17 protein-coding genes are annotated in these 19,270 nt (G+C 72.9%); 6 read left to right on the forward strand and 11 right to left on the reverse strand.

From position 1 onward, the window contains the following. Positions 1 to 124 precede the first annotated feature (124 nt). The 4 genes from fusA to F7Q99_RS10525 all read right to left on the reverse strand — a co-directional run bounded on the left by fusA (position 125) and on the right by F7Q99_RS10525 (position 4,049). Positions 125 to 2,230 carry an elongation factor G gene (fusA, locus tag F7Q99_RS10510; RefSeq protein ID WP_153461008.1) on the reverse strand — a complete coding sequence of 702 codons (2,106 nt, stop codon included), beginning with the start codon at positions 2,228 to 2,230 and terminating at the stop codon, positions 125 to 127. Positions 2,231 to 2,269: 39 nt separating this feature from the next. After that, on the reverse strand, positions 2,270 to 2,740 hold the full coding sequence (gene rpsG, locus F7Q99_RS10515; RefSeq protein ID WP_030055803.1) for a 30S ribosomal protein S7: 471 nt from the start codon (positions 2,738 to 2,740) through the stop codon (positions 2,270 to 2,272). 2 nt (positions 2,741 to 2,742) lie between these two features. After that, positions 2,743 to 3,114 (reverse strand): 30S ribosomal protein S12, encoded by a 372-nt coding sequence (rpsL, locus tag F7Q99_RS10520; protein ID WP_014144289.1) that lies wholly within the window; start codon positions 3,112 to 3,114, stop codon positions 2,743 to 2,745. Between the two features lie 422 nt (positions 3,115 to 3,536). After that, on the reverse strand, positions 3,537 to 4,049 hold the full coding sequence (locus F7Q99_RS10525; RefSeq protein ID WP_230210184.1) for a DUF1707 and DUF4190 domain-containing protein: 513 nt from the start codon (positions 4,047 to 4,049) through the stop codon (positions 3,537 to 3,539). A gap of 230 nt (positions 4,050 to 4,279) precedes the next feature. Here F7Q99_RS10525 and F7Q99_RS10530 point away from each other — a divergent pair, with 230 nt between their 5' ends. From F7Q99_RS10530 to F7Q99_RS10545, 4 genes are all read left to right on the forward strand, one after another. Further along, entirely contained in the window at positions 4,280 to 5,101 is an 822-nt protein-coding gene (locus F7Q99_RS10530) for an ABC transporter ATP-binding protein (RefSeq protein ID WP_153461009.1), read from the forward strand. Further along, positions 5,098 to 6,708, forward strand: coding sequence for a GumC domain-containing protein (locus tag F7Q99_RS10535; protein WP_326846506.1), 1,611 nt, complete (start codon positions 5,098 to 5,100; stop codon positions 6,706 to 6,708). The genes F7Q99_RS10530 and F7Q99_RS10535 overlap by 4 nt, the downstream gene beginning before the upstream one ends. Positions 6,709 to 6,817: 109 nt before the next feature. After that, entirely contained in the window at positions 6,818 to 8,059 is a 1,242-nt protein-coding gene (locus F7Q99_RS10540) for a DUF2786 domain-containing protein (RefSeq protein WP_153466031.1), read from the forward strand. A gap of 78 nt (positions 8,060 to 8,137) precedes the next feature. Beyond that, positions 8,138 to 9,247: an ADP-ribosylglycohydrolase family protein gene (locus F7Q99_RS10545; protein ID WP_326846508.1), complete on the forward strand. Its 1,110-nt coding sequence runs from the start codon at positions 8,138 to 8,140 to the stop codon at positions 9,245 to 9,247. Here the strand turns inward: F7Q99_RS10545 and F7Q99_RS10550 are convergent, their stop codons facing one another. From F7Q99_RS10550 to F7Q99_RS10565, 4 genes are all read right to left on the reverse strand, one after another. After that, positions 9,248 to 10,570: a serpin family protein gene (locus F7Q99_RS10550; protein ID WP_153461010.1), complete on the reverse strand. Its 1,323-nt coding sequence runs from the start codon at positions 10,568 to 10,570 to the stop codon at positions 9,248 to 9,250. Positions 10,571 to 10,615: 45 nt separating this feature from the next. Further along, the gene (locus tag F7Q99_RS10555) at positions 10,616 to 11,614 is read right to left on the reverse strand and encodes an ADP-ribosylglycohydrolase family protein (RefSeq protein ID WP_326846509.1); all 999 of its coding nucleotides are present in this window, start codon (positions 11,612 to 11,614) and stop codon (positions 10,616 to 10,618) included. 22 nt (positions 11,615 to 11,636) lie between these two features. Then, positions 11,637 to 12,851, reverse strand: coding sequence for a cytochrome P450 (locus F7Q99_RS10560; protein ID WP_153461011.1), 1,215 nt, complete (start codon positions 12,849 to 12,851; stop codon positions 11,637 to 11,639). A gap of 68 nt (positions 12,852 to 12,919) precedes the next feature. Further along, the gene (locus tag F7Q99_RS10565; RefSeq protein WP_153461012.1) at positions 12,920 to 13,660 is read right to left on the reverse strand and encodes an SIR2 family NAD-dependent protein deacylase; all 741 of its coding nucleotides are present in this window, start codon (positions 13,658 to 13,660) and stop codon (positions 12,920 to 12,922) included. 114 nt (positions 13,661 to 13,774) lie between these two features. Here F7Q99_RS10565 and F7Q99_RS10570 point away from each other — a divergent pair, with 114 nt between their 5' ends. Next, positions 13,775 to 14,839 (forward strand): ATP-binding protein, encoded by a 1,065-nt coding sequence (locus tag F7Q99_RS10570; RefSeq protein WP_326846510.1) that lies wholly within the window; start codon positions 13,775 to 13,777, stop codon positions 14,837 to 14,839. Next, on the forward strand, positions 14,836 to 16,632 hold the full coding sequence (locus F7Q99_RS10575; protein ID WP_326846511.1) for a vWA domain-containing protein: 1,797 nt from the start codon (positions 14,836 to 14,838) through the stop codon (positions 16,630 to 16,632). Before F7Q99_RS10570 ends, F7Q99_RS10575 begins: the two co-directional genes overlap by 4 nt. Positions 16,633 to 16,638: 6 nt before the next feature. Here the strand turns inward: F7Q99_RS10575 and F7Q99_RS10580 are convergent, their stop codons facing one another. The 3 genes from F7Q99_RS10580 to F7Q99_RS41015 all read right to left on the reverse strand — a co-directional run bounded on the left by F7Q99_RS10580 (position 16,639) and on the right by F7Q99_RS41015 (position 19,232). Continuing rightward, entirely contained in the window at positions 16,639 to 17,250 is a 612-nt protein-coding gene (locus F7Q99_RS10580) for a hypothetical protein (RefSeq protein ID WP_153461013.1), read from the reverse strand. Positions 17,251 to 17,370: 120 nt separating this feature from the next. Further along, a complete protein-coding gene (locus F7Q99_RS10585) occupies positions 17,371 to 18,048 on the reverse strand; it encodes a response regulator (RefSeq protein ID WP_153461014.1) in 678 nt (225 codons plus the stop codon). Next, positions 18,045 to 19,232 carry a sensor histidine kinase gene (locus F7Q99_RS41015; RefSeq protein ID WP_195911032.1) on the reverse strand — a complete coding sequence of 396 codons (1,188 nt, stop codon included), beginning with the start codon at positions 19,230 to 19,232 and terminating at the stop codon, positions 18,045 to 18,047. Before F7Q99_RS41015 ends, F7Q99_RS10585 begins: the two co-directional genes overlap by 4 nt. Positions 19,233 to 19,270 lie beyond the last annotated feature (38 nt).

Here is a 19,270-nt window from a genome sequence, read left to right on the forward strand (position 1 = left end):
GTGCCGTGGCACCTCGCACCGTCCCGCGGGTGGGGGCCGGAGGCCCCCGGGAGAATCCGGCCGGATCCTCCCGGGTTGCCTCCTAATAGCCTAAGGGTTCGCAATCATCCCGAATGTCGGGACGTCACTCGCCCTTGGCCTTGGCGATGATGTCGTCCGCCACGTTCTTCGGAACCTCGGCGTACGAGTCGAACTGCATCGAGTAGCTCGCGCGACCAGAGGTCTTGCTGCGCAGATCACCGACGTAGCCGAACATCTCGGAGAGCGGCACCAGCGCCGTGACGACGCGGGCACCGTGACGCTCGTCCATGGACCGGATCTGGCCACGGCGAGAGTTGATGTCGCCGATCACGTCGCCCATGTAGTCCTCGGGCGTGGTGACCTCGACGGCCATCATCGGCTCAAGAAGAACCGGCTTGGCCTTCCTGGCGCCTTCCTTGAAGGCCATCGAACCGGCGATCTTGAACGCGAGCTCGGACGAGTCGACGTCGTGCGACTGACCGTCGAGCAGCTTCACGCGGACACCCTGCAGCGGGTAGCCGGCGAGAACACCGAACTCCATGGCCTCCTGGCAACCGGCGTCGACCGAGGGGATGTACTCCCTCGGCACGCGGCCACCGGTGACCAGGTTGACGAACTCGTAGCCCTCGGCCTGCTCGAGCGGCTCGATCGCGATCTGCACCTTGGCGAACTGACCGGAACCACCGGTCTGCTTCTTGTGGGTGTAGTCGATGCGCTCGACGGCCTGGCGGATCGTCTCGCGGTACGCGACCTGCGGCTTGCCGACGTTGGCCTCGACCTTGAACTCACGCTTCATACGGTCGACCAGCACCTCGAGGTGCAGCTCGCCCATACCCGCGATGATGGTCTGGCCGGTCTCCTCGTCCGTGTTGACCTGGAAGGACGGGTCCTCCTCGGCGAGACGCTGGATGGCGACACCCAGCTTCTCCTGGTCACCCTTGGACTTGGGCTCGATGGCGACGCGGATGACCGGGGCCGGGAAGTCCATGGACTCCAGGATGACCGGGTTCTTCTCGTCGGCCAGCGTCTCACCGGTGGTGGTCTGCTTCAGGCCCATGACGGCGACGATGTCGCCGGCGCCCACCGACTCGATCTCCTCACGCTTGTTGGCGTGCATGCGGTAGATCTTGCCGATGCGCTCCTTCTTGCCCTTCACGGCGTTCAGCACCGAGGTGCCGGACTCCAGGCGGCCGGAGTAGATCCGGACGAAGGTGAGCTTGCCCAGGTGCGGGTCGGACATGATCTTGAACGCCAGCGCGGACAGCGGCTCTTCGTCCGAGGCCTTGCGGGAGATCTTGGTGTCCGGGTCGTTCGGCTTGGTGCCCTCGATGGACTCGATGTCCAGCGGGGACGGCAGGTACTTGACGACCGCGTCGAGCAGGGGCTGAACGCCCTTGTTCTTGAAGGCGGTACCGCAGAAGATCGGGGTGAAGTCCGAGTTCAGGGTGCCCTTGCGGATCGCGTCCTGCAGCAGCTCGACCGGGATCTCCTCGCCCTCGAGGGCGAGCTCCATGATCTCGTCGCTGACGTTCGAGACGGTGTCGATCAGCTGCTCGCGGTACTCGTCCGCCTGCTCCTGCAGCTCGGCCGGGATGTCGACGACGTCGTACATCTCGCCCTTGGCGGCCTCGGCCGACCAGACCAGCGCCTTCATGCGGACAAGGTCGATGACGCCCTTGAAGTCCGCCTCGGCACCGATCGGGAGCTGCATGACCAGCGGGGTCGCGCCGAGGCGGTCCACGATGGTCTGCACGCAGAAGAAGAAGTTCGCGCCCGTGCGGTCCAGCTTGTTGATGAAGCAGATGCGCGGAACGCCGTAGCGGTCAGCCTGCCGCCACACGGTCTCGGACTGGGGCTCGACACCGGCGACACCGTCGAACACCGTCACGGCACCGTCGAGGACGCGCAGCGAACGCTCCACCTCGACGGTGAAGTCGACGTGACCCGGGGTGTCGATGATGTTGATGGTGTTGTCGACGCCGTCGACCGTCCAGTGACAGGTCGTCGCGGCCGACGTGATCGTGATGCCGCGCTCCTGCTCCTGCTCCATCCAGTCCATGGTGGCAGCGCCATCGTGGACCTCACCGATCTTGTACGAGACACCGGTGTAGAACAGGATCCGCTCGGTGGTGGTGGTCTTGCCCGCGTCGATGTGCGCCATGATCCCGATGTTGCGGACCCTGGCGAGGTCAAGGGAGGTTGCAGCCATGGTGGCTCGTTCTCTCTCTGTCTAGTGACGGGGTACGGACTACCAGCGGTAGTGCGCGAAGGCCTTGTTGGACTCGGCCATCTTGTGGGTGTCCTCGCGACGCTTCACGGAAGCGCCCAGGCCGTTGCTGGCGTCGAGGATCTCGTTCATGAGGCGCTCGGTCATGGTCTTCTCGCGACGGGCGCGGGAGTAACCGACCATCCAGCGCAGCGCCAGGGTGCTGGCACGGCCCGGGCGGACCTCGACCGGAACCTGGTAGGTCGCGCCACCGACACGGCGGGACTTGACCTCGAGGGCCGGCTTGACGTTCTCCAGCGCGCGCTTCAGCGTGACGACCGGGTCCGAGCCGGTCTTCTCGCGAACGCCCTCGAGGGCGCCGTAGACGATCCGCTCGGCGGTGGAGCGCTTGCCGTGCAGCAGGATCTTGTTGACCAGCTGGGTGACGACCGGGGAGCCGTAAACCGGGTCGATGATGACCGGGCGCTTCGGGGCGGGGCCCTTACGAGGCATTCTTACTTCTCCTTCTTGGCGCCGTAGCGGCTGCGGGCCTGCTTGCGGTTCTTGACACCCTGGGTGTCGAGCGAGCCGCGGATGATCTTGTAGCGGACACCAGGAAGGTCCTTCACACGGCCACCGCGGACCAGCACGATGGAGTGCTCCTGCAGGTTGTGGCCCTCGCCCGGGATGTAAGCGGTGACCTCGATCCCGCTGGTGAGGCGCACACGGGCGACCTTACGAAGAGCCGAGTTCGGCTTCTTCGGGGTGGTCGTGTACACACGCGTGCAGACACCACGACGCTGCGGGGAGCCCTTCAGCGCGGGAGTCTTGTTCTTCTCGACCTTGTCCTGCCGGCCCTTTCGGACCAGCTGCTGGATCGTAGGCACCGTTTCTCCGTTTTCTGTGTGCCAAGGCTTGGTGGAACTAACCTGCGGTGTCTTCCCTCGCACGCGGCCCCGTGGTCGACCCACGCGGTCGGGTGTGTTGGGCTTATTCCGACACGGAATCCCATGGCTGATGTACAGCGACGGCGCTCTACGCGCGGGGCGCTGGAGGGCGCTCCGGCTCGGCGCGGCGACCGGTGTGCATGCACGCACAAGGACCCGGGGACACCCCAGGCACAAGGTCAGAGCGTACCTAGCGCATGGGGCGCGGTCAAAACAAATGCAACGCCGCAGGTCGCGGCCGTCGGCCGGGTGTCGCGGGGATGTCCCCCGAACGGCCGCCCGGTGTCACGCCGCCCTTCTGCCGCTCTACCACACCCCGCGCCGCGGCGCCACCGGAGCGCCCGCGGATGCGCCCGTCCGGTTCAGTGGCGGCCCGCGGCGAGCAGGATGGGCGCCAGGATCAGCAGGGACCAGAACGCACTGCCCAGGTAGCCGACGACCAGGCCGACGACCGCCGCCCAGTCGCCCTCCTGGTTCTGCCGCCGGATCTGCGACCGGGCGATGTGGCCGGTGATCACCGCGGGCAGCGAGATCCCGGACAGGCCGAGCACCATCGAGGTGATGGCGAGGGCGTTGGTGGACCGCACCGGCAGGTGGGGCGCCGGCTGGTACGGCATGAACGTCGGCGGGACGGGCCGCGGGTCGTACGCGGCGGGCGCCGGCGCCGGGCCGGACGGCAGGTCCGCGACCAGTACGGCCAACTGGCCGTACGTCTGCGCGACGCTCGCCGCCTCGTGGCGCTGCTCGTACTCCTGCATCGACAGCCGGCCCTCGGCGAACGCGGCCTTCAGCACGTCGACGGTGCGGTCGCGGTCCGCCTGCGCCGCCCGCATCGCGGACTGCGACCCGGGCTGACCCCACGGCTGCACGGCCATCCGCCACCTCCACACCCCTGCGCGCCCCGCGCGCCCAATGGTCCTCATAGTGCCGGACGAACGGGGCGCCTGAGTAGTTGCCAGTCGCGCGCAAGGTCTGTGGAAAGTCGGCGGTCCTCACCCGTTCGGCGGCACGCTCAGGGGATCCTCAAGTCGGACGACAGCCCGTCCGACGAGTGTCAGGCTGAACCCGAACGATCCCGTGACCCCACAGACCAGAGAAGGTCGCCATGCAGGTGTCAGCGCCTCCGCCGTCCGGCGTCCCCGGACCGGCCACCCCCTCCGCCGTCAGCATCCAGGGTCTGTGGAAGCACTTCGGCACCCAGGCCGCCGTCGCCGGGCTGAGCCTGGAACTGCCGGCCGGCGCGTTCATCGGGCTGGTCGGCCCGAACGGCGCCGGCAAGACCACCACGCTGTCCATGGTCACCGGCCTGCTCCGGCCCGACCAGGGCACCGTCCTCGTCCACGGCGGCGACGTCTGGGCCGACCCGGTCGCGGTCAAGGCGCGGATCGGCATCCTGCCCGAGGGCCTGCGGATGTTCGAACGGCTCAGCGGGCGCGAACTGCTGCGGTACAACGGGCGGCTGCGCGGCCTGCCCGGCGCCGAGGTGGACCGCCGCGCCGAGGAGCTGCTGGCCGTCCTCGACCTCGCCCGCGACGCCGACAAGCTGGTCGCCGACTACTCCACCGGCATGCGCAAGAAGATCGGCCTGGCCGCCGCGCTGCTGCACAACCCCGACGTGCTCTTCCTCGACGAGCCCTTCGAGGGCGTCGACCCGGTCTCCGCCCAGACCATCCGCGGCGTGCTCAAGCGGTACGCGGCGGCCGGCTCCACGGTCGTGTTCTCCAGCCACGTGATGGAGCTGGTCGAGCAGCTCTGCGACTGGGTCGCCGTCGTCAACGCCGGCCGGATCATCGCCCACGGCCCGCTGGACGCCGTCCGCGGCGAGCGCAGCCTGCACCAGGCCTTCCTCGACCTGATCGGCGTCCGCGAGGACGACGGGCAGGCGCTCGGCTGGCTCGGGGGCGGGAACGTCGGGAGCGGGCAGTGAACGCCCCGGTACCCGACGGGCGGACGGTCGTCCGCGCCCTCGTGGCACTCAAGCTGCGCCTGCTGCGCAACGGTCTGAGGCGCAGCCCCGGCCGGGCCACGGTGTACGTCCTCGGCGCCGTCGTCGGCCTGGCCTTCGCCGCCGGGATCGCCCTCGCCATGGCGATGCTCAACGGGCGCTACGCCGGCTCCGGGGACGCCGGCGTGATGCTGGTCGGCGTGCTCGCCCTCGGCTGGACCGCGATCCCGCTGTTCCTGTTCTCCAGCGACGAGAGCGCCGACCCGACGCGGCTCACCATGCTGCCGCTGCGGCCCGGACCGCTGCTGCGCGGCTCCCTGCTGGCCGGCCTGATCGGGCCCGGGCCGCTGGTCAGCCTGGTGCTGGTCACCGGCGCGGCGCTGTCCGGCGCGGACGGCGCCGGCTCGGCGGCGGCAGCCGTGCTCGGCATGCCGCTCACCGTGATCTGCCTGGTCACGCTCTCCCGCGCGGTCGCGGCCGGCAACGCCCGGATGCTCTCCAGCCGGCGCGGCAAGGACTTCGCGATCTTCGGCGGGCTGCTCTTCGCGCTCCTGATCCAGGTCGCCAACATCGGCTCGCAGAGCATCTTCGGCCGGCCCGGCTCCCAGCTCGACCTCAGCCCGCTTAAGCCGATCGCCTCCGTGCTGCGCTGGATTCCGCCGGTCAGCGCGATGGACGCGGCCCGGACCGCCGGCGAGGGCCGGTACGGGCTCGCGCTGCTCCAGCTGGCCGCGGCCGGCGCCCTGCTCGCCGCACTGCTGCGCTGGTGGCGGCGCAGCCTCCAGGAGCTGATGGTCACCCCGGACTCCTCCACCCTGGAGGTGGCCCGCGGCGTGCAGAGCTCGCGAGGCTGGGGCTTCCTGCCCGCCGGCCGGACCGGCGCCGTCATGCAGCGCCACCTGCGGTACGCGTGGCGGGAGCCGCGGGCCAAGGCCGCGGTGTTCACCGGCATCGGCATGACGCTGGTGGTCTGTGTGCTGTCGCTGGTCCAGGGTTGGGCGAGCGTCTACCTGCTGGCGGCGGCCGGGATGTTCCTCGGGCTGCAGATGCTCAACCTGTTCGGCATGGACGGCTCGGCGTTCTGGATGGTCGCCGCCACCCTGCTCACCCCGTCCGACGCCCGGGACGAGCTGCGCGGCCGGGCGTACGCGGTGCTCTCGTACGCCGTTCCGGTGACGCTGGTGCTCGGCCTCGTGCTGGCCGTCGTCACCGGCGACTGGGCGCACCTGCCGGCCGCGCTCGGCCTCGCGCTGGCGCTGCTCGGCTGCGGCATCGCGACCGGGGCGACGCTCAGCGTGCTCGCGCCGTACACCATGCCGGCCGACAGCAACCCGATGCGCAACGCCGCCCCGGGCCAGAGCGGGCTGGTGCTGATCAACCAGTTCGGCTCGATGTTCGGCGTCGCACTGCTCGCCCTGCCGGTGGGCGGCTACCTGGGCTGGGCCCTCACCACCGACAACCCGACCTGGCCGGTGCTGCTCCTCGGCCCGCTCTACGGCGCCCTGGCCGCGGACGCCGGCATCCGGCTGGCCGCCGGGCGGCTGCTGGAGCGCACCCCGGAGATCCTGGCCAAAGCCGTCGAGCGCTGACCGGTCGGCGTCGGCGCTCCGGCATCATGGGCGGGAGGAATCGGGCCGTCGACGAGAGCAGGGACACACCGTGGGCAAGCGGGCGCAGCAGGGCGGCGGGAACGCCGGGATGCTGCTGGAGCAGGCGGTGCGGTCGGTGCTGACGGCGCCGGACGGGACGCTGGACCTCGCGCTGGACACGGGCGCGTCGCTGCTGGCCGCGTCCGCCGGGCAGTGGCCGGCGGTGAGCCGGGCGGTGCTCGGCCACGCGGACACCGCCGTTGGGCGGTGCTGGTCCGCCGGGTGGCGGCCGGCGGACCTGGTGCGGGTGGTGCGGCGCGAGCTGAAGCCCGTCCACCTGGCGCTCGCGGTGGACCTGATCGCCGCCGAGGGCCGGCGCCACCCGGCGGCCGCGCCGGACCGGCGCTGGCAGGAGCAGCTGCGCGAGCTGGAGACCGAGGTGTGGTGGCAGGGCGACGACGGCTACCTGGCCGCCTTCGCGCACCGGCACCGGCTGGACCGCTTCGCGCTCGCCACCACCCTCCTGGAGCTGCTACGGACCTGGGGCCGGCTGCCGCCGATCGCGCCGGTCGGCCCGACGCCCGGGCAGGCCGCGCCGCGCGCCGAGCGGTCCGCCGGGCCGGTGCCGGGCGAGCCGCGGATGCTGGCGCGGATCCGGGCGCTGCTGGCGAAGGCCGAGTCCACCGAGTACCCGGAGGAGGCCGAGGCGCTGACCGCCAAGGCCCAGCAGCTGATGGCCCAGCACAGCATCGACGAGGCGCTGCTGGCCGCCGCCGGCGCGGACCGGGACGCCCCGGCGGCGCTGCGGATCGGCGTGGACAACCCGTACGAGGGCCCGAAGACGATGCTGCTGGACGCCGTCGCGGCGGCGAACCGGTGCCGGGTGGTGTGGGCGAAGGAGTTCGGCTTCTGCACCGTGGTCGGCTTCGACGGGGACCTGGACGGCGTCGAGCTGCTCTACACCTCGCTGCTGGTGCAGGCCACCCACGCGCTCAACAAGGCCGGTTCGGGCCGGGACTCGCGCACCAAGGCGTTCCGGCAGTCCTTCCTGGTCGCGTACGCGGCGCGGATCCGCGAGCGGCTGACCACCGCCACCGAGCGGGCCACCAGCGCGGCCGCGGCCGGGCGGCACCTGCGCGAGGACGGCACCGAGGAGCAGCTGCTCCCGGACGAGCGGCTGCTGCCCGCGCTGGCCGCCCGTTCCGAGGCGGTGGACGAGGAGGTCGGCCGGCTGTTCCCGAAGCTGGTCTCGCAGCGGGTGCGGGTGAGCGACGGCGAGGGCTGGGCGGCCGGGCGGGCCGCCGCCGACCGGGCCGCCCTGCACGGTCGGACCGGCGAGCTCCGCCGCTGACCTCGGACCGCCCGTCAGCGACCGGGCGTGAACGGTGACCTGATAGAACGTACTCCGCCACGAACAAGGGGGTTCAACGTGACGGAGTCGGCGGCCGATTCGGGGTACCGGGACCGCGTGCGCGGTGCGCTGCTCGGCGGAGCGATCGGCGACGCACTGGGCTGGCCGGTGGAGTTCCTGCAGCTGCACCAGATCCGCGACCAGCGCGGTCCGGACGGCGTGACCGGGCTGCCCCTCGGAGGGGCCGCCGAGGTCACGGACGACACCCAGATGACCCTGTTCACCGCCGAGGGCCTGATCCGCGGCTTCGTCCGCGGCTGGTCGGGCGGCGGCGGCTCGGTGCCGGAGGCCGTCCACGGCGCCTACCGCCGCTGGCTGCTGACCCAGTACCAGCCCGCGCCGGACCGCGAGCCGCTTCCCCGCCCGTACGACGGCTGGCTGCTGCGGCAGCCGTTCCTGTACGCGCGGCGGGCGCCGGGCAACGCCTGCCTGAGCGGGGTGTCCGAGCATCCGGCTTTCGAGCCGCCGGCCCCGATCGGGCTGCCCGGGCCGATCAACCCCGGTTCCAAGGGCTGCGGCACGGTGATGCGCTCGGCGCCGTTCGGGCTGGCCCGGCTGGGCGTCGAGCATTCGTTCGGGCTGGCCGTCCAGTGCGCCCAGCTCACCCACGGGCACCCGACCGGCTACCTCGCGGCGGGCGCGTTCGCGGCGCTGGTCGAGCGGCTGGCGAACGGCACCGAGCCGTGGGCGGCGGTCGGCGAGACCGTCGACCAGATCCGCGAGCTGCCGGGCTCGAAGGAGACGGTGCAGGCGCTGGCCCGGGCGGTCCGGGTGGCCCAGGAGTCGGAGCCGTCGGCGGAGGCGGTGGAGCGGGTCGGGCTCGGCTGGACCGCCGAGGAGTGCCTGGCCATCGCGGTGTACTGCCTGCTGGCCACGACCCTCGAACCCGACCCGGTGCGGACCGCGCTGCCGCTGTCGGTGAACCACTCCGGCGACAGCGACTCCACCGGCGCCGTCTGCGGCAACCTGGTCGGTGCCGCGTACGGCGCGTCGGCCCTGCCCCCGGAGTGGGCCGGGTCGGTCGAGGGCCGGGCGGAGCTGCTGCGGGTGGCGGACGACCTGCTGGTGCTGTTCGGCAGCCGGCACCCGTCGCACCCGGCACTGGGCGGGCGCTACCCGGCCTGGTGACTACCGCGCCAGCGGGTCGGTGACCTGGCCGAGGAAGAGCGGCCGCCCGCCGTTGGCGTCCCGGATCAGGAACAGGAACGGCCGGTCGATGTGCAGCTGGACGGGGCCGGCGACCGGCGCCGCCGCTCCGGCCGCCCCGACGACGCCGCTGCCGGCCGCCGCCACCGTGCCGTCCTCGTCCACCTCGACGGTGGCCTTCTGCACCACCGTGCTGACGGTGAGCGAGTCCTTGGCGATGCCGCTGAGATCGGCGCCGTCGAACATCGCCTTGACGCCGAGCGAGCGCAGCGCCGGGGTGAGCTCGTTGGACGTCTCGAAGTGGAAGCGCGGCAGCTCCAGGTCGACGGGCCGGTCGCCGAGCTCACCGAGGATCCGGTCGAGCTGGGCCTGGTCCAGTCCCTTGGTGAACGCGGCGAAGCCGCCCTGCGCGGGGACGATCAGGTCCATCACCAACCCGCCTTCCGCGTAGGGGAGTTCGACGGCCTGCCAGGGCTGGCCGACGATCCCGCCGGAGCCGTCGGCGTACTTGAAGGTGCCGGTCTGGCTCATCGTGGCGACGTTCGGGGCGGAGCCGTCGAGCTTGTGGAACGGGCGGTCGGTGGTGTGCTCGTGCTTGAAGGCCGAGGCCCACTTCGCCTTGAGGTAGAGCGCGTCGGTGAGGACGAGCCGGGTGCCTCCGGTGATCTGCCGCTCGCCGAAGAGGTCCTTGATCCGCCCCTCGGTGGCCTTCTCCACGGCCGCGTTGATGGTCCTGCGGGCGCCCTCCGGGTCCTTTTTGAAGTCGGTGGGGTGCACGCCGGTGTCGAAGGCGGCGGCGAGGGTGGCCAGGTAGTCGGGTGAGACGGCCAGGCCCTGCTGCGTCCAGAGGTCGTCGCTCTGGCGCAGGGTGAGCCGGTCGGTGGCCGGGATCGGGCGGTCGAGCGCGCCGGTGGCCAGGGCGTACTGCTGCGGGGTGAGGTCGGTGTGCAGGGCCTTGGCGAGTTCGTCGGCGGTGGCGCCGCGAGCGCCGGGCAGCAGCATGGCGAGCACGGTGGCCAGGCCGGACGGGGAGAGCACGAGGTTGCGGCCGGTGCCGTCCGGCGTCGCGGTGAGCGTGTGCAGGAGGTCCAGGCCGAAGGCGTTGGTGGCGGTCGCGGTGGCGGCCACCTGCGCCGGGTCGACCGCGGGCCGGCTCGCCGGCGCGGAGGCCCGGAGCTCCGCGGGGGCGGCGGCTCCGGTGCTGCCGCAGCCAGTGAGCAGCGGCGCCGAGAGCGCGGCGGCGAGGAGCAGCGCCGCCGGGCGACGGAGGCTGCGGCGGGTTCCGGTGGTCCTGCGGTTCGTCATGGCTCTTCGACGTGGCCGCCCGCCCACCGGTTCCCCCTCGGCGTCTCAGTCCCAGAGTGCCCCGAGCGCGAACAGCTCGTCCCGGTACTCGATCCGCTCGACCCACTCCTCAGGCCAGACCGCCTCTCCGTGGTGGGCTCCGGCGAAGGCGCCGGTCAGGCACGCGATGGAGTCGGAGTCCCCGCTGGAGTAGGCGGCCCGGCGCACGGCCGCAACCGGGTCGTCCGGCAGGAGCAGGAAGCAGAGCAGGCCGGTGGCGAAGGCCTCCTCGGCGATCCAGCCCTCGCCGGTGGCCAGGCACGGGTCGGCCTCGACGTCGGGCGCGGCGAGCGCGGCGTCCAGCTGGTCCAGCACGCCCAGGCAGTCGTCCCAGCCGCGGGCGATGACGTCCTGCGGCGAGCGGCCGTACCAGCGGCCGGCGAGATCGCCGAGCCAGAACTCGTCGTACCGGTTGCGGCTCGCCAGCGCGTACGCCCGCAGCACGGCGGGCAGGCCGGCCGGCGGGACGCCTTCGGCGAGCTTGCGGACGGCGTACGCGGTGAGGTCGCTGGCGGCGAGCGCGGTGGGGTGTCCGTGGGTGAGCGCGGACTGAAGCTGCGCGGCGCCGGAGAGCTGCCGGGCGTCGAGCTCGCGGATCAGCCCGATCGGGGCGACCCGCATGTTGGCGCCGCAGCCCTTGGAGCCGACGTCGCTCGCCTGCTGCCAGCGGTACTCGGGGTGGCTCAGCCGTTCGCAGGCGCGCAGGCAGGTCATGCCGGGGGCGCGGTTGTTCTCCGGGGAGCGCCACCAGTCGACGAACTCCTCGCGGACCGGACGCTCCAGCCGAAGGGGCGTCAGCGGACCGCGCCCCAGGGCGGTGCGCAGGCCGCGGCCGAGGGCGAGCGTCATCTGGGTGTCGTCGGTGACCAACGCCCTGTCGGGCAGTGGGAGTTGCCGCCAGTCCGGGTGGTCGGCGGCGATCCTGTCGACCGACTTGAACTCCGTCACCCGGCCGATCGCGTCCCCGATCGCCAGCCCCAGCAGTGCTCCCGTCGCCTTGCCCACGGCCGCTCCCCCTTCTTCGTCGTCACACTTCGACCAGCAGTTCCTTGAGCCCCCGGATCACGTAGCCCGGGCGCCACTCGGGCTCGCGGACGAGCCGCAGGCCCGGCGCCCGGCGCAGCAACGTGCCGTACGACTCGGTGAGTTCCAGTCTGGCGAGCGGGGCGCCGAGACAGAAGTGGATTCCGGCGCCGAAGGTGACGTGCGGGTTGTCGGTGCGGCCGAGGTCGAGCCGGTCGGGGTCGGCGAAGCGCTGCGGGTCGCGGTTGGCGGAGCCGAAGAGCAGGGCGATCTCGCAGCCGCGCGGGATGGTGACGCCGTGCACCTCGACGTCCTCCAGTACCCAGCGCTCGAACATCTGCAGCGGGGTGTCCCAGCGCATCAGCTCCTCGACGGCGGTGGGCAGCAGGTCGTCCACCGCGCCGCGCAGCCGGGCGAGTTCGCCGGGGTTGCGGAACAGCGCCCACCAGCCGTTGCCGGTGGTGTTGACGGTGGCCTCGTGGCCGGCGTTGAGCAGCAGCACGCAGGTGGAGATCATCTCCTGCTCGCTGAGCGCGTCCGAGCCCTCCTGGGCGTGGATGAGCGCGCTGATGAGGTCGGTGCCGGGGGCGGCGCGGCGCTCGCGGATCAGGGCGCGCAGGTAGTCGGAGAACTCGATGCTCGCGGTGACCGCCCGGCGGGCGGCCTCCTCGGTGGGGTTGAGCTCGAACATGCCGGTGATGTCGGCGGACCAGGGCCGCAGCAGGTGCCGGTCGGCCTCCGGGACGCCCAGCATCTCGGCGATCACGGCGACGGGCAGCGGCTCGGCGGCGGCGGCGATCAGGTCGCCGCCGCCGTCCGCGAGCAGCCCGTCCACGAGTTCCCCGGCGAGCCGACGGACGGTCGGCCGCAGGCCCTCGACCATGCGCGGGGTGAAGGCCTTGGACACCAGCCGGCGGATCCGGGTGTGGTCGGGCGCCTCCAGGTCGAGCAGCCCGTTGTCGTTCAGGGTGTGGAACGGCTCGTGCGCCGGGTCGGGCGCGGGCCGCCCGAACTCCTCGTGGCTGTAGCGGTGGGTGTAGGTGCGCCCGAGCCGGCGGTCGCGCAGCAGGGCGCTGACGTCCTCGTGGCACGAGACGAGCCACTGCTTCGTCGGCTCGTAGTACGTCACCGGCGCGTGCTCGCGCAGCTCGGCGTACGCGTCGTACGGGTGCGCCACGAACGCCGCCGACCAGGGGTCGAACTTCGCCGTCGTCGTCATCGGTCGATCACTCCAGGCCGTGAGGGGGAGCCGGGAAGGATCATCGTACGCACGCGGTTCGTCCGAATTTAAGCCCCTTCGGTGAGCAACTTCCGCACCAGCGCCGGGAGAGCCGTGGAGATCGGCTCCCGGATCACCTCGTCCGCGGCCTCGTCGAACGGGGTCGGCTCGCCGTTCATGACGATCAGGCGGGCGCCGCCCTCCAGCGCGATCTGCGGCAGCACAGCGGCCGGGTGGACCTGGAGGCTGGTGCCCACCGCGACGAACAGGTCGCAGGCCTTGGCGATGGCGTCGGCCTGCCGGAGCACCACCGGGTCCAGGGCCTCCCCGAACATCACCGTGCGCGGGCGCAGGATCCCCCCGCACTCCCGGCAGGCCGGGTCCGGCTCGCCCGCGTCGACCCGCGCCAGCGCCTCGGCCATGTCGCCGACCACCCGGCAGCGCGCGCACTGCACCTCCCGGGCGGTGCCGTGCAGTTCGAGCACCTTGCGGGCGGGCAGGCCGGCGCGCTGGTGCAGGCCGTCCACGTTCTGGGTGAGCACCCGTACGGGCGGACCGGAGCGCTCCAGGTCGACCAGCGCCCGGTGCCCGGCGTTCGGCTCGGCGGCCAGCGCCCCGGCCTCCCGGCGCATCAGCCAGGCCCGCCGACGCACCTCCGGATCGGCCAGGTACGGGCCGATGGTGACCAGCTGCTGCGCCGAAGGGTCGCGCTGCCAGAGCCCAGCCGGGCCGCGGTAGTCGGGGATGCCGGAGTCCGTCGAGATGCCGGCGCCGGTGAGCACGGCGATCAGCGGGCGCTTCGCGTTCATACCCGGACGGTACGGCGGCGGGCCCGCCGGCGGCCACCGAAAAAAATCCGGGTGCGCCGCGTCAACTCCCACCGCACACTGGCCCGGTCACCCGCCGTACCGCGAAGGAGCCCCGTGCAGGGAGCAGTCAGCGTCTCACCCGCCCAGATCCCCGAGCTGCTGCTCGGACTGGCCACCGTCCGCCCGGTGTTCCTCTGGGGCGCTCCCGGTATCGGCAAGTCGTCCCTGGTCCGGGAGTTCGCCGAGTCGCTCGGTCTGGAGTGCGTGAGCCTGGTCGGCACCCAGCTCGCCCCGGAGGACCTGATCGGCGTCCCGCAGCTCACCCCGGACGGCCGCTCCCGGTTCTGCCCGCCCGAGCAGATCGCCCGCGACGAGCCGTACTGCCTGTTCCTGGACGAGCTCAACGCGGCCGGCCCGGACGTCCAGAAGGCCTTCTACTCGCTCATCCTCGACCGCCGGATCGGCTCGTACGAGCTGCCGCCCGGCTCGATCGTGATCGGCGCCGGGAACCGCGCCACCGACGGCGCGCTCGCCCGACCGATGGCGTCCGCGCTGGTCAACCGCATGGTCCACGTCCATCTGCGGGCCAGCGCCGAGGACTGGCTGCGCTGGGCGGCCGGCGCCGGCATCCACCCCTGGGTCGTCGACTACCTCACCGACCGGCCCGACCACCTGTGGTCCGCTCCGCCCAAGTCCGAGGAGCCGTTCTCCACGCCGCGCGCCTGGCACATGCTCTCCGACGCGCTGCACTCCTTCGGGCCCACCCTCGACGAAGGCACCCTCAAGGTCCTCGCGTACGGCCTGCTCACCCCGCAGCACGCGGTGGCCTTCTGCGGCTACGCGAAGATCGTCCGCAACTCCTACGGCGTGGAGGCGATCCTCAAGGGCGACGCCCGCTGGCCGCACCGGGTGGAGGACCGCGACCTGCTCTACTACCTCGCCGACTCCTTCCGCGGCCGGCTGGTCAAGGACCTGCCCGCCAGCAAGGAGCACGCCTCCGGGGCGCAGCGGCAGACCGCCTTCCGGGCCAAGTCGCTGCTGGTGCAGCTCGCCGAGATCTCGGTCGAGGTCGCCCAGACGGTGATCGCCGACGGATCGGACGGAAACCCGGTGCTGCCGTCCTGGTTCCTGATCGAGGCCGCCCGGGACATGCCCCGGCTGGTCGAGGCCCGCCGGTGAGGCCGTCCGCGCAGAAGAAGCCCGACCCGGGCGCGGAGATCTTCGCCGAGGGCGTCCAGCTGCTGCGCCGCAATCCGGCCCTCGCCGCCCTGCCGGCCGGCTTCTGCCGCAGCGACGACTGCGGGCACGCGCCCGCCGGAGGCTGGGCGGTGGTCGACTCCGGCGGCACCGTCCACGTCAACCCGCGCCGCCGCGCCGAGCCCGAGGAGTGGGCCTGGGTGCTGGCGCACTGCCTGCTGCACCTCGGCTTCGGCCACGTTCCAGCCGCCCGGGGCAGCCGCGTCCAGCCCGACGCGTACCAGACGGCCGCCCGCTGCGCGGTGGTCAACCGCTTCCTCGCCACCTTCCCGGTCGGCCGCGCCCCGGTCGCCCTCCCGCAGGAGTACCCCGGCGGGGACGAGGAGGAGCTGGCCGAGCGCTGGCGCCGCGACGGCCTGCCGCCGGCCGGCACCGCCGCGGCGGTCGGCACCGCGGGCGCCGCCGCCGACCAGCTGCTGGTCGAATGGACCAGCAGCGGCCGTCCCCCACAGGACTGGTCGGCCGCCTTCGCCGCCGCGCTCACCCGCACCATGTCCGCCGCGATGGACCGGGCCGGCGGCCGGATCGACGAGCAGACCGGTGAGCGCCTGCCCGAGCGCCCGTGGACCAGGGCACTCGGTTGGTTCGTCTCCTCCTTCCCGCTGCTCGGCGGCATCGCGGCCGGCCTCACCGTGGTCGCCGACGCCGAACTCGCCCGCGCCCACGGCATCGACGTCGCCGCCGTCAACGCCGACGCCGGGGAGATCTACGTCAACCCGCTGCGCCACCACACCGACGAGGAGTGGCGGTTCATCCTCGGCCACGAGATGCTGCACGCCGCCCTGCGGCACGGCGAGCGCCGCGGCGGACGCGACCCGTTCCTGTTCAACGTCGCCGCCGACTACGTCATCAACGCCTGGCTGCTGGAGATGGGCGTCGGCGACATGCCCCAGGGACTGCTGCACGACCCGCAGTTGAAGGGCCTGTCCGCCGAGGAGGTGTACGACCGGATCGTCCGCGACCAGCGCCGCATCCGCCGGCTCGCCACCCTGGCCGGCAAGAACCGCCCGGACATCCTCGGCGAGCCCCTCGACCGCGGCCCGCGCGACTACGTGGACCTCGACGACCTCTACCGGCGCGGCCTCCAGCAGGGCTTCGAGCTGCACCGGCGCGGACGCGGCCTGATCCCGGCCGGGCTGGTCGAGGAGATCCGCGCCCTCGCCCACCCGCCGCTGCCCTGGGACGCCCGACTGGCCCGCTGGTTCGACGAGTTCGTGCCGAGCCCGGAACCGGTCCGCAGCTACTCCCGACCCGCCCGCCGGCAGTCCGCCACCCCGGACATCCCCCGGGCCGGGCGCTACCACCCGGAGCAGGACGTCCCGCGCTGCACCTTCGGGGTCGTGCTGGACACCTCCGGCTCGATGAGCCCGGTCCTGCTCGGCAAGGCGCTCGGCGCGATCGCCTCGTACGCCACCGCGCGGGACGTCCCGGCCGCCCGGGTGGTGCACTGCGACGCCGCCCCGCACGACGCCGGGTACGTCGCGGTCACCGAGATCGCCGGCCGGGTCCGGATCCGCGGGCGCGGCGGCACCGTCCTCCAGCCGGGCATCGACCTGCTGGAGCGAGCCGAGGACTTCCCGCCCGGGGCGCCCGTGCTGGTCATCACCGACGGCGAGTGCGACGTGCTGCGGGTGCGCCGCGAGCACGCCTACCTCGTCCCGAAGGGTGCCGGGCTGCCGTTCACCCCGCGCGGACCGGTGTTCCGGATGAGCTGAGGCACGTCACGCGAGCGCCGGGCGGAGTGCCACGGCCGGCCGGGCGAGCGGGGCCAGCGCCACCAGGTAGCACCCGGCGGCCAGCGGGATCAGCGCCAGATCGGCCGCCGAGGCGACGGTCCCGACCACCATCAGCACCGGGCTCCACCAGCGCAGCGTCCGCGCCGCACCGACCGAGGCGGCGACCAGCAGCGCCAGCAGGCCGACGTAGAACAGCAGCGGGCCGACCTTGTAGACCGCCGCGAGCACACCCGGGACGGCCTGGACGCGCTCGAACATCCGCGACTGCTCGTCCTTGGTCGCGGCCGCCAAGCCCACGTACAGGTCGATCCCGATCTGCACCAACGAGGCCGCCAGGCCCGCGAAAGCCGTCCCCAGCGCGGCGCCCGCCGCCAGCCGCCCGGCGGCCGTGCCGCGCGGGGCGATCAGCCGGCGCAGGGCGAGGAACACCGGGGCGAACAGCAGCAGCCCGGCGAACATCGCGGCATGGCCGGCCGTCCAGCCGGGGCCCGGCTCGCGGGAGCCCGGCACCAGCCGGATGCCGCCGTACAGCGCCATCAGCGCGGGGGCGCCGACGACGGCGTACGAGGTGAGGCGGGCGTTCCGAGTGGCGTTCATCTGCGGTCTCCTGCGGTGTCCGTGATCCGTTCCGACACCACGGATCCTGTCCGCCGGGGCCCTCGTCACGGATCGCCCGCACCGGCGAACTCCCCGCCTCCCCCGTACGACGGACCCCGCTCAGACCTCCCCCGCCACCACCGCTCCGGCCTCGTACGCGAACACCACCGCGTGCACCCGGTCGCGCAGCCCGAGCTTGCTCAGCACATTGCTGACGTGCGTCTTCACGGTGTGCTCGCTGACCACCAGCTCCGCCGCGATCTCCGCGTTCGACAGCCCGCGCGCCAGCAGCCGCAGCGTCTCCTGCTCGCGCACCGTCAGCTGCTCCAGCAGCCTGGACGGCGGACGCACCGCCCGCTCCGGCGCACCCGGCCGGCGCGCGGCGAACTCGCCGATCAGACGCTTCGTCACCGACGGCGCGAGCAGCGCCTCCCCCGAGGCGACCATCCGCACCCCGTGCGTTAGGTCGTCCCGCCGGACGTCCTTCAGCAGGAAGCCGCTCGCGCCCGCGTACAGCGCGTCGAAGACGTAGTCGTCGATGTCGAAGGTGGTCAGCATGATCACCTTCGTGGCCGGGAACTCGGCACACACCCGGCGAGCCGCCTCCAGACCGTCCATCACCGGCATCCGGACGTCCAGCAGCAGCACGTCGGGGCCATGAACGCGCACCGCCTCGACCGCCTCGGCGCCGTCGCACGCCTCGGCCACCACCTCGATGTCCGGCTGCGCGTCCAGGATCATCCCGAACCCGGCCCGCACCAGCTCCTGGTCGTCCGCGACGACCACTCGAATCGTCATCCGCCCACCCTCTCCACCACGCCCGCCGCCCCCAACGGCAGCCGGGCACTCACCAGAAAGCCCTCGCCCGCAGGCCCGGGCCCGGCCTCGGCCCGCCCGCCGCAGGCGGCGGCCCGCTCCCGGATGCCGACCAGCCCACGCCCGCCGGACCAGCCGCTCACCGTACGGTCGGCGGCCAGCGGCACCCCGCGCCCGTTGTCGGAGACCACGACCTCCAGTACCTCCCCGGCCCGCCGCACCCGGATCGCGACCCGGTCGGCACCGGAGTGCTTGACGGTGTTGGTCAGCGCCTCCTGCACGATCCGGTACGCCGCCGCCTCCACGTCGGCGGGCACCGCGCCCAGCCCGTCGGCGAGTTCGAGCTCCACCCGCAGGCCGGCCCGGCGCACCCGCTCGGCCACGTCGGCGAGTTCGGCCAGCCCGGGCTGCGGCGCCAGTTCCCGGCCCGCCTCGGGATCCTTCAACACCCCGAGGACGCGACGCAGTTGGACCATCGCGTCGCGGCCCGCGTCGGCGATCGTGTCGAACGCGCGGACCGCCCGGTCCGGGTTGCTGCGCACCACCAGCGGCCCGGCCTCGGCCTGAATGACCATCAACGACACGGCGTGCGCCAGGATGTCGTGCATCTCCCGCGCGATCCGGGCCCGCTCCTCGGCGACCGCCCTCGCCGCCTCGCTGGCCGTCCGCTCGCCGGCCTCCCGCGCCCGCTCCGCCTGCACCAGGGCCAACTGCCGTTGAGTGCGCACCAGCGAGCCGCAGACGAAGCCGCCGACCGAGGTGAGCACACTGAACAGCGCGCCGTTCGGCGAGTGGGTGCCGATCACATTGGCGACCACCACCACTGCCAGCACCGCCCAGCGCTGCCGGTCGGAGAAGCGCTCCGCCACCGTGTACATCCCGATCACGGCGTACAGCGGCACCTGCGGGTTCGCCGAGTGCGCAACCACCGACAGCACCAGCGAGGGCAGGCTGCCCACGATCAGGAGGAGCAGCGAGGCCCGGCGCCGCCAGGGCAGGAACAGCGCGGTGGACACCGCCAGCAGGTAGACCCACCAGGGCCAGTCCGTGTCGTCGTTGTAGACCGCCCAGACCGACACCGCCGCCGAACAGACCGCCAGAAAGGTGTCCAGCACGTACGGGCTCAGCCCCGCCGTCCGGCTCCGCCAGCGCGCCGCACGTTCCACCGTCGCCCCTCCCCCGTAGCCGGGGGCGCCGCCCCCGC

This window comes from Streptomyces kaniharaensis, assembly GCF_009569385.1.
Lineage (GTDB): Bacteria > Actinomycetota > Actinomycetes > Streptomycetales > Streptomycetaceae > Kitasatospora > Kitasatospora kaniharaensis.

Excerpts from the sequence above, each read along its gene's own strand:
- fusA (WP_153461008.1), bottom strand. The coding sequence starts at position 2,230 with ATGGCTGCAACCTCCCTTGACCTCGCCAGGGTCCGCAACATCGGGATC.
- rpsG (WP_030055803.1), bottom strand. The coding sequence starts at position 2,740 with ATGCCTCGTAAGGGCCCCGCCCCGAAGCGCCCGGTCATCATCGACCCG.
- F7Q99_RS10525 (WP_230210184.1), bottom strand. The coding sequence starts at position 4,049 with ATGGCCGTGCAGCCGTGGGGTCAGCCCGGGTCGCAGTCCGCGATGCGG.
- F7Q99_RS10530 (WP_153461009.1), top strand. The coding sequence starts at position 4,280 with ATGCAGGTGTCAGCGCCTCCGCCGTCCGGCGTCCCCGGACCGGCCACC.
- F7Q99_RS10540 (WP_153466031.1), top strand. The coding sequence starts at position 6,818 with ATGCTGCTGGAGCAGGCGGTGCGGTCGGTGCTGACGGCGCCGGACGGG.
- F7Q99_RS10550 (WP_153461010.1), bottom strand. The coding sequence starts at position 10,570 with ATGACGAACCGCAGGACCACCGGAACCCGCCGCAGCCTCCGTCGCCCG.
- F7Q99_RS10560 (WP_153461011.1), bottom strand. The coding sequence starts at position 12,851 with ATGACGACGACGGCGAAGTTCGACCCCTGGTCGGCGGCGTTCGTGGCG.
- F7Q99_RS10565 (WP_153461012.1), bottom strand. The coding sequence starts at position 13,660 with ATGAACGCGAAGCGCCCGCTGATCGCCGTGCTCACCGGCGCCGGCATC.
- F7Q99_RS10580 (WP_153461013.1), bottom strand. The coding sequence starts at position 17,250 with ATGAACGCCACTCGGAACGCCCGCCTCACCTCGTACGCCGTCGTCGGC.
- F7Q99_RS10585 (WP_153461014.1), bottom strand. The coding sequence starts at position 18,048 with ATGACGATTCGAGTGGTCGTCGCGGACGACCAGGAGCTGGTGCGGGCC.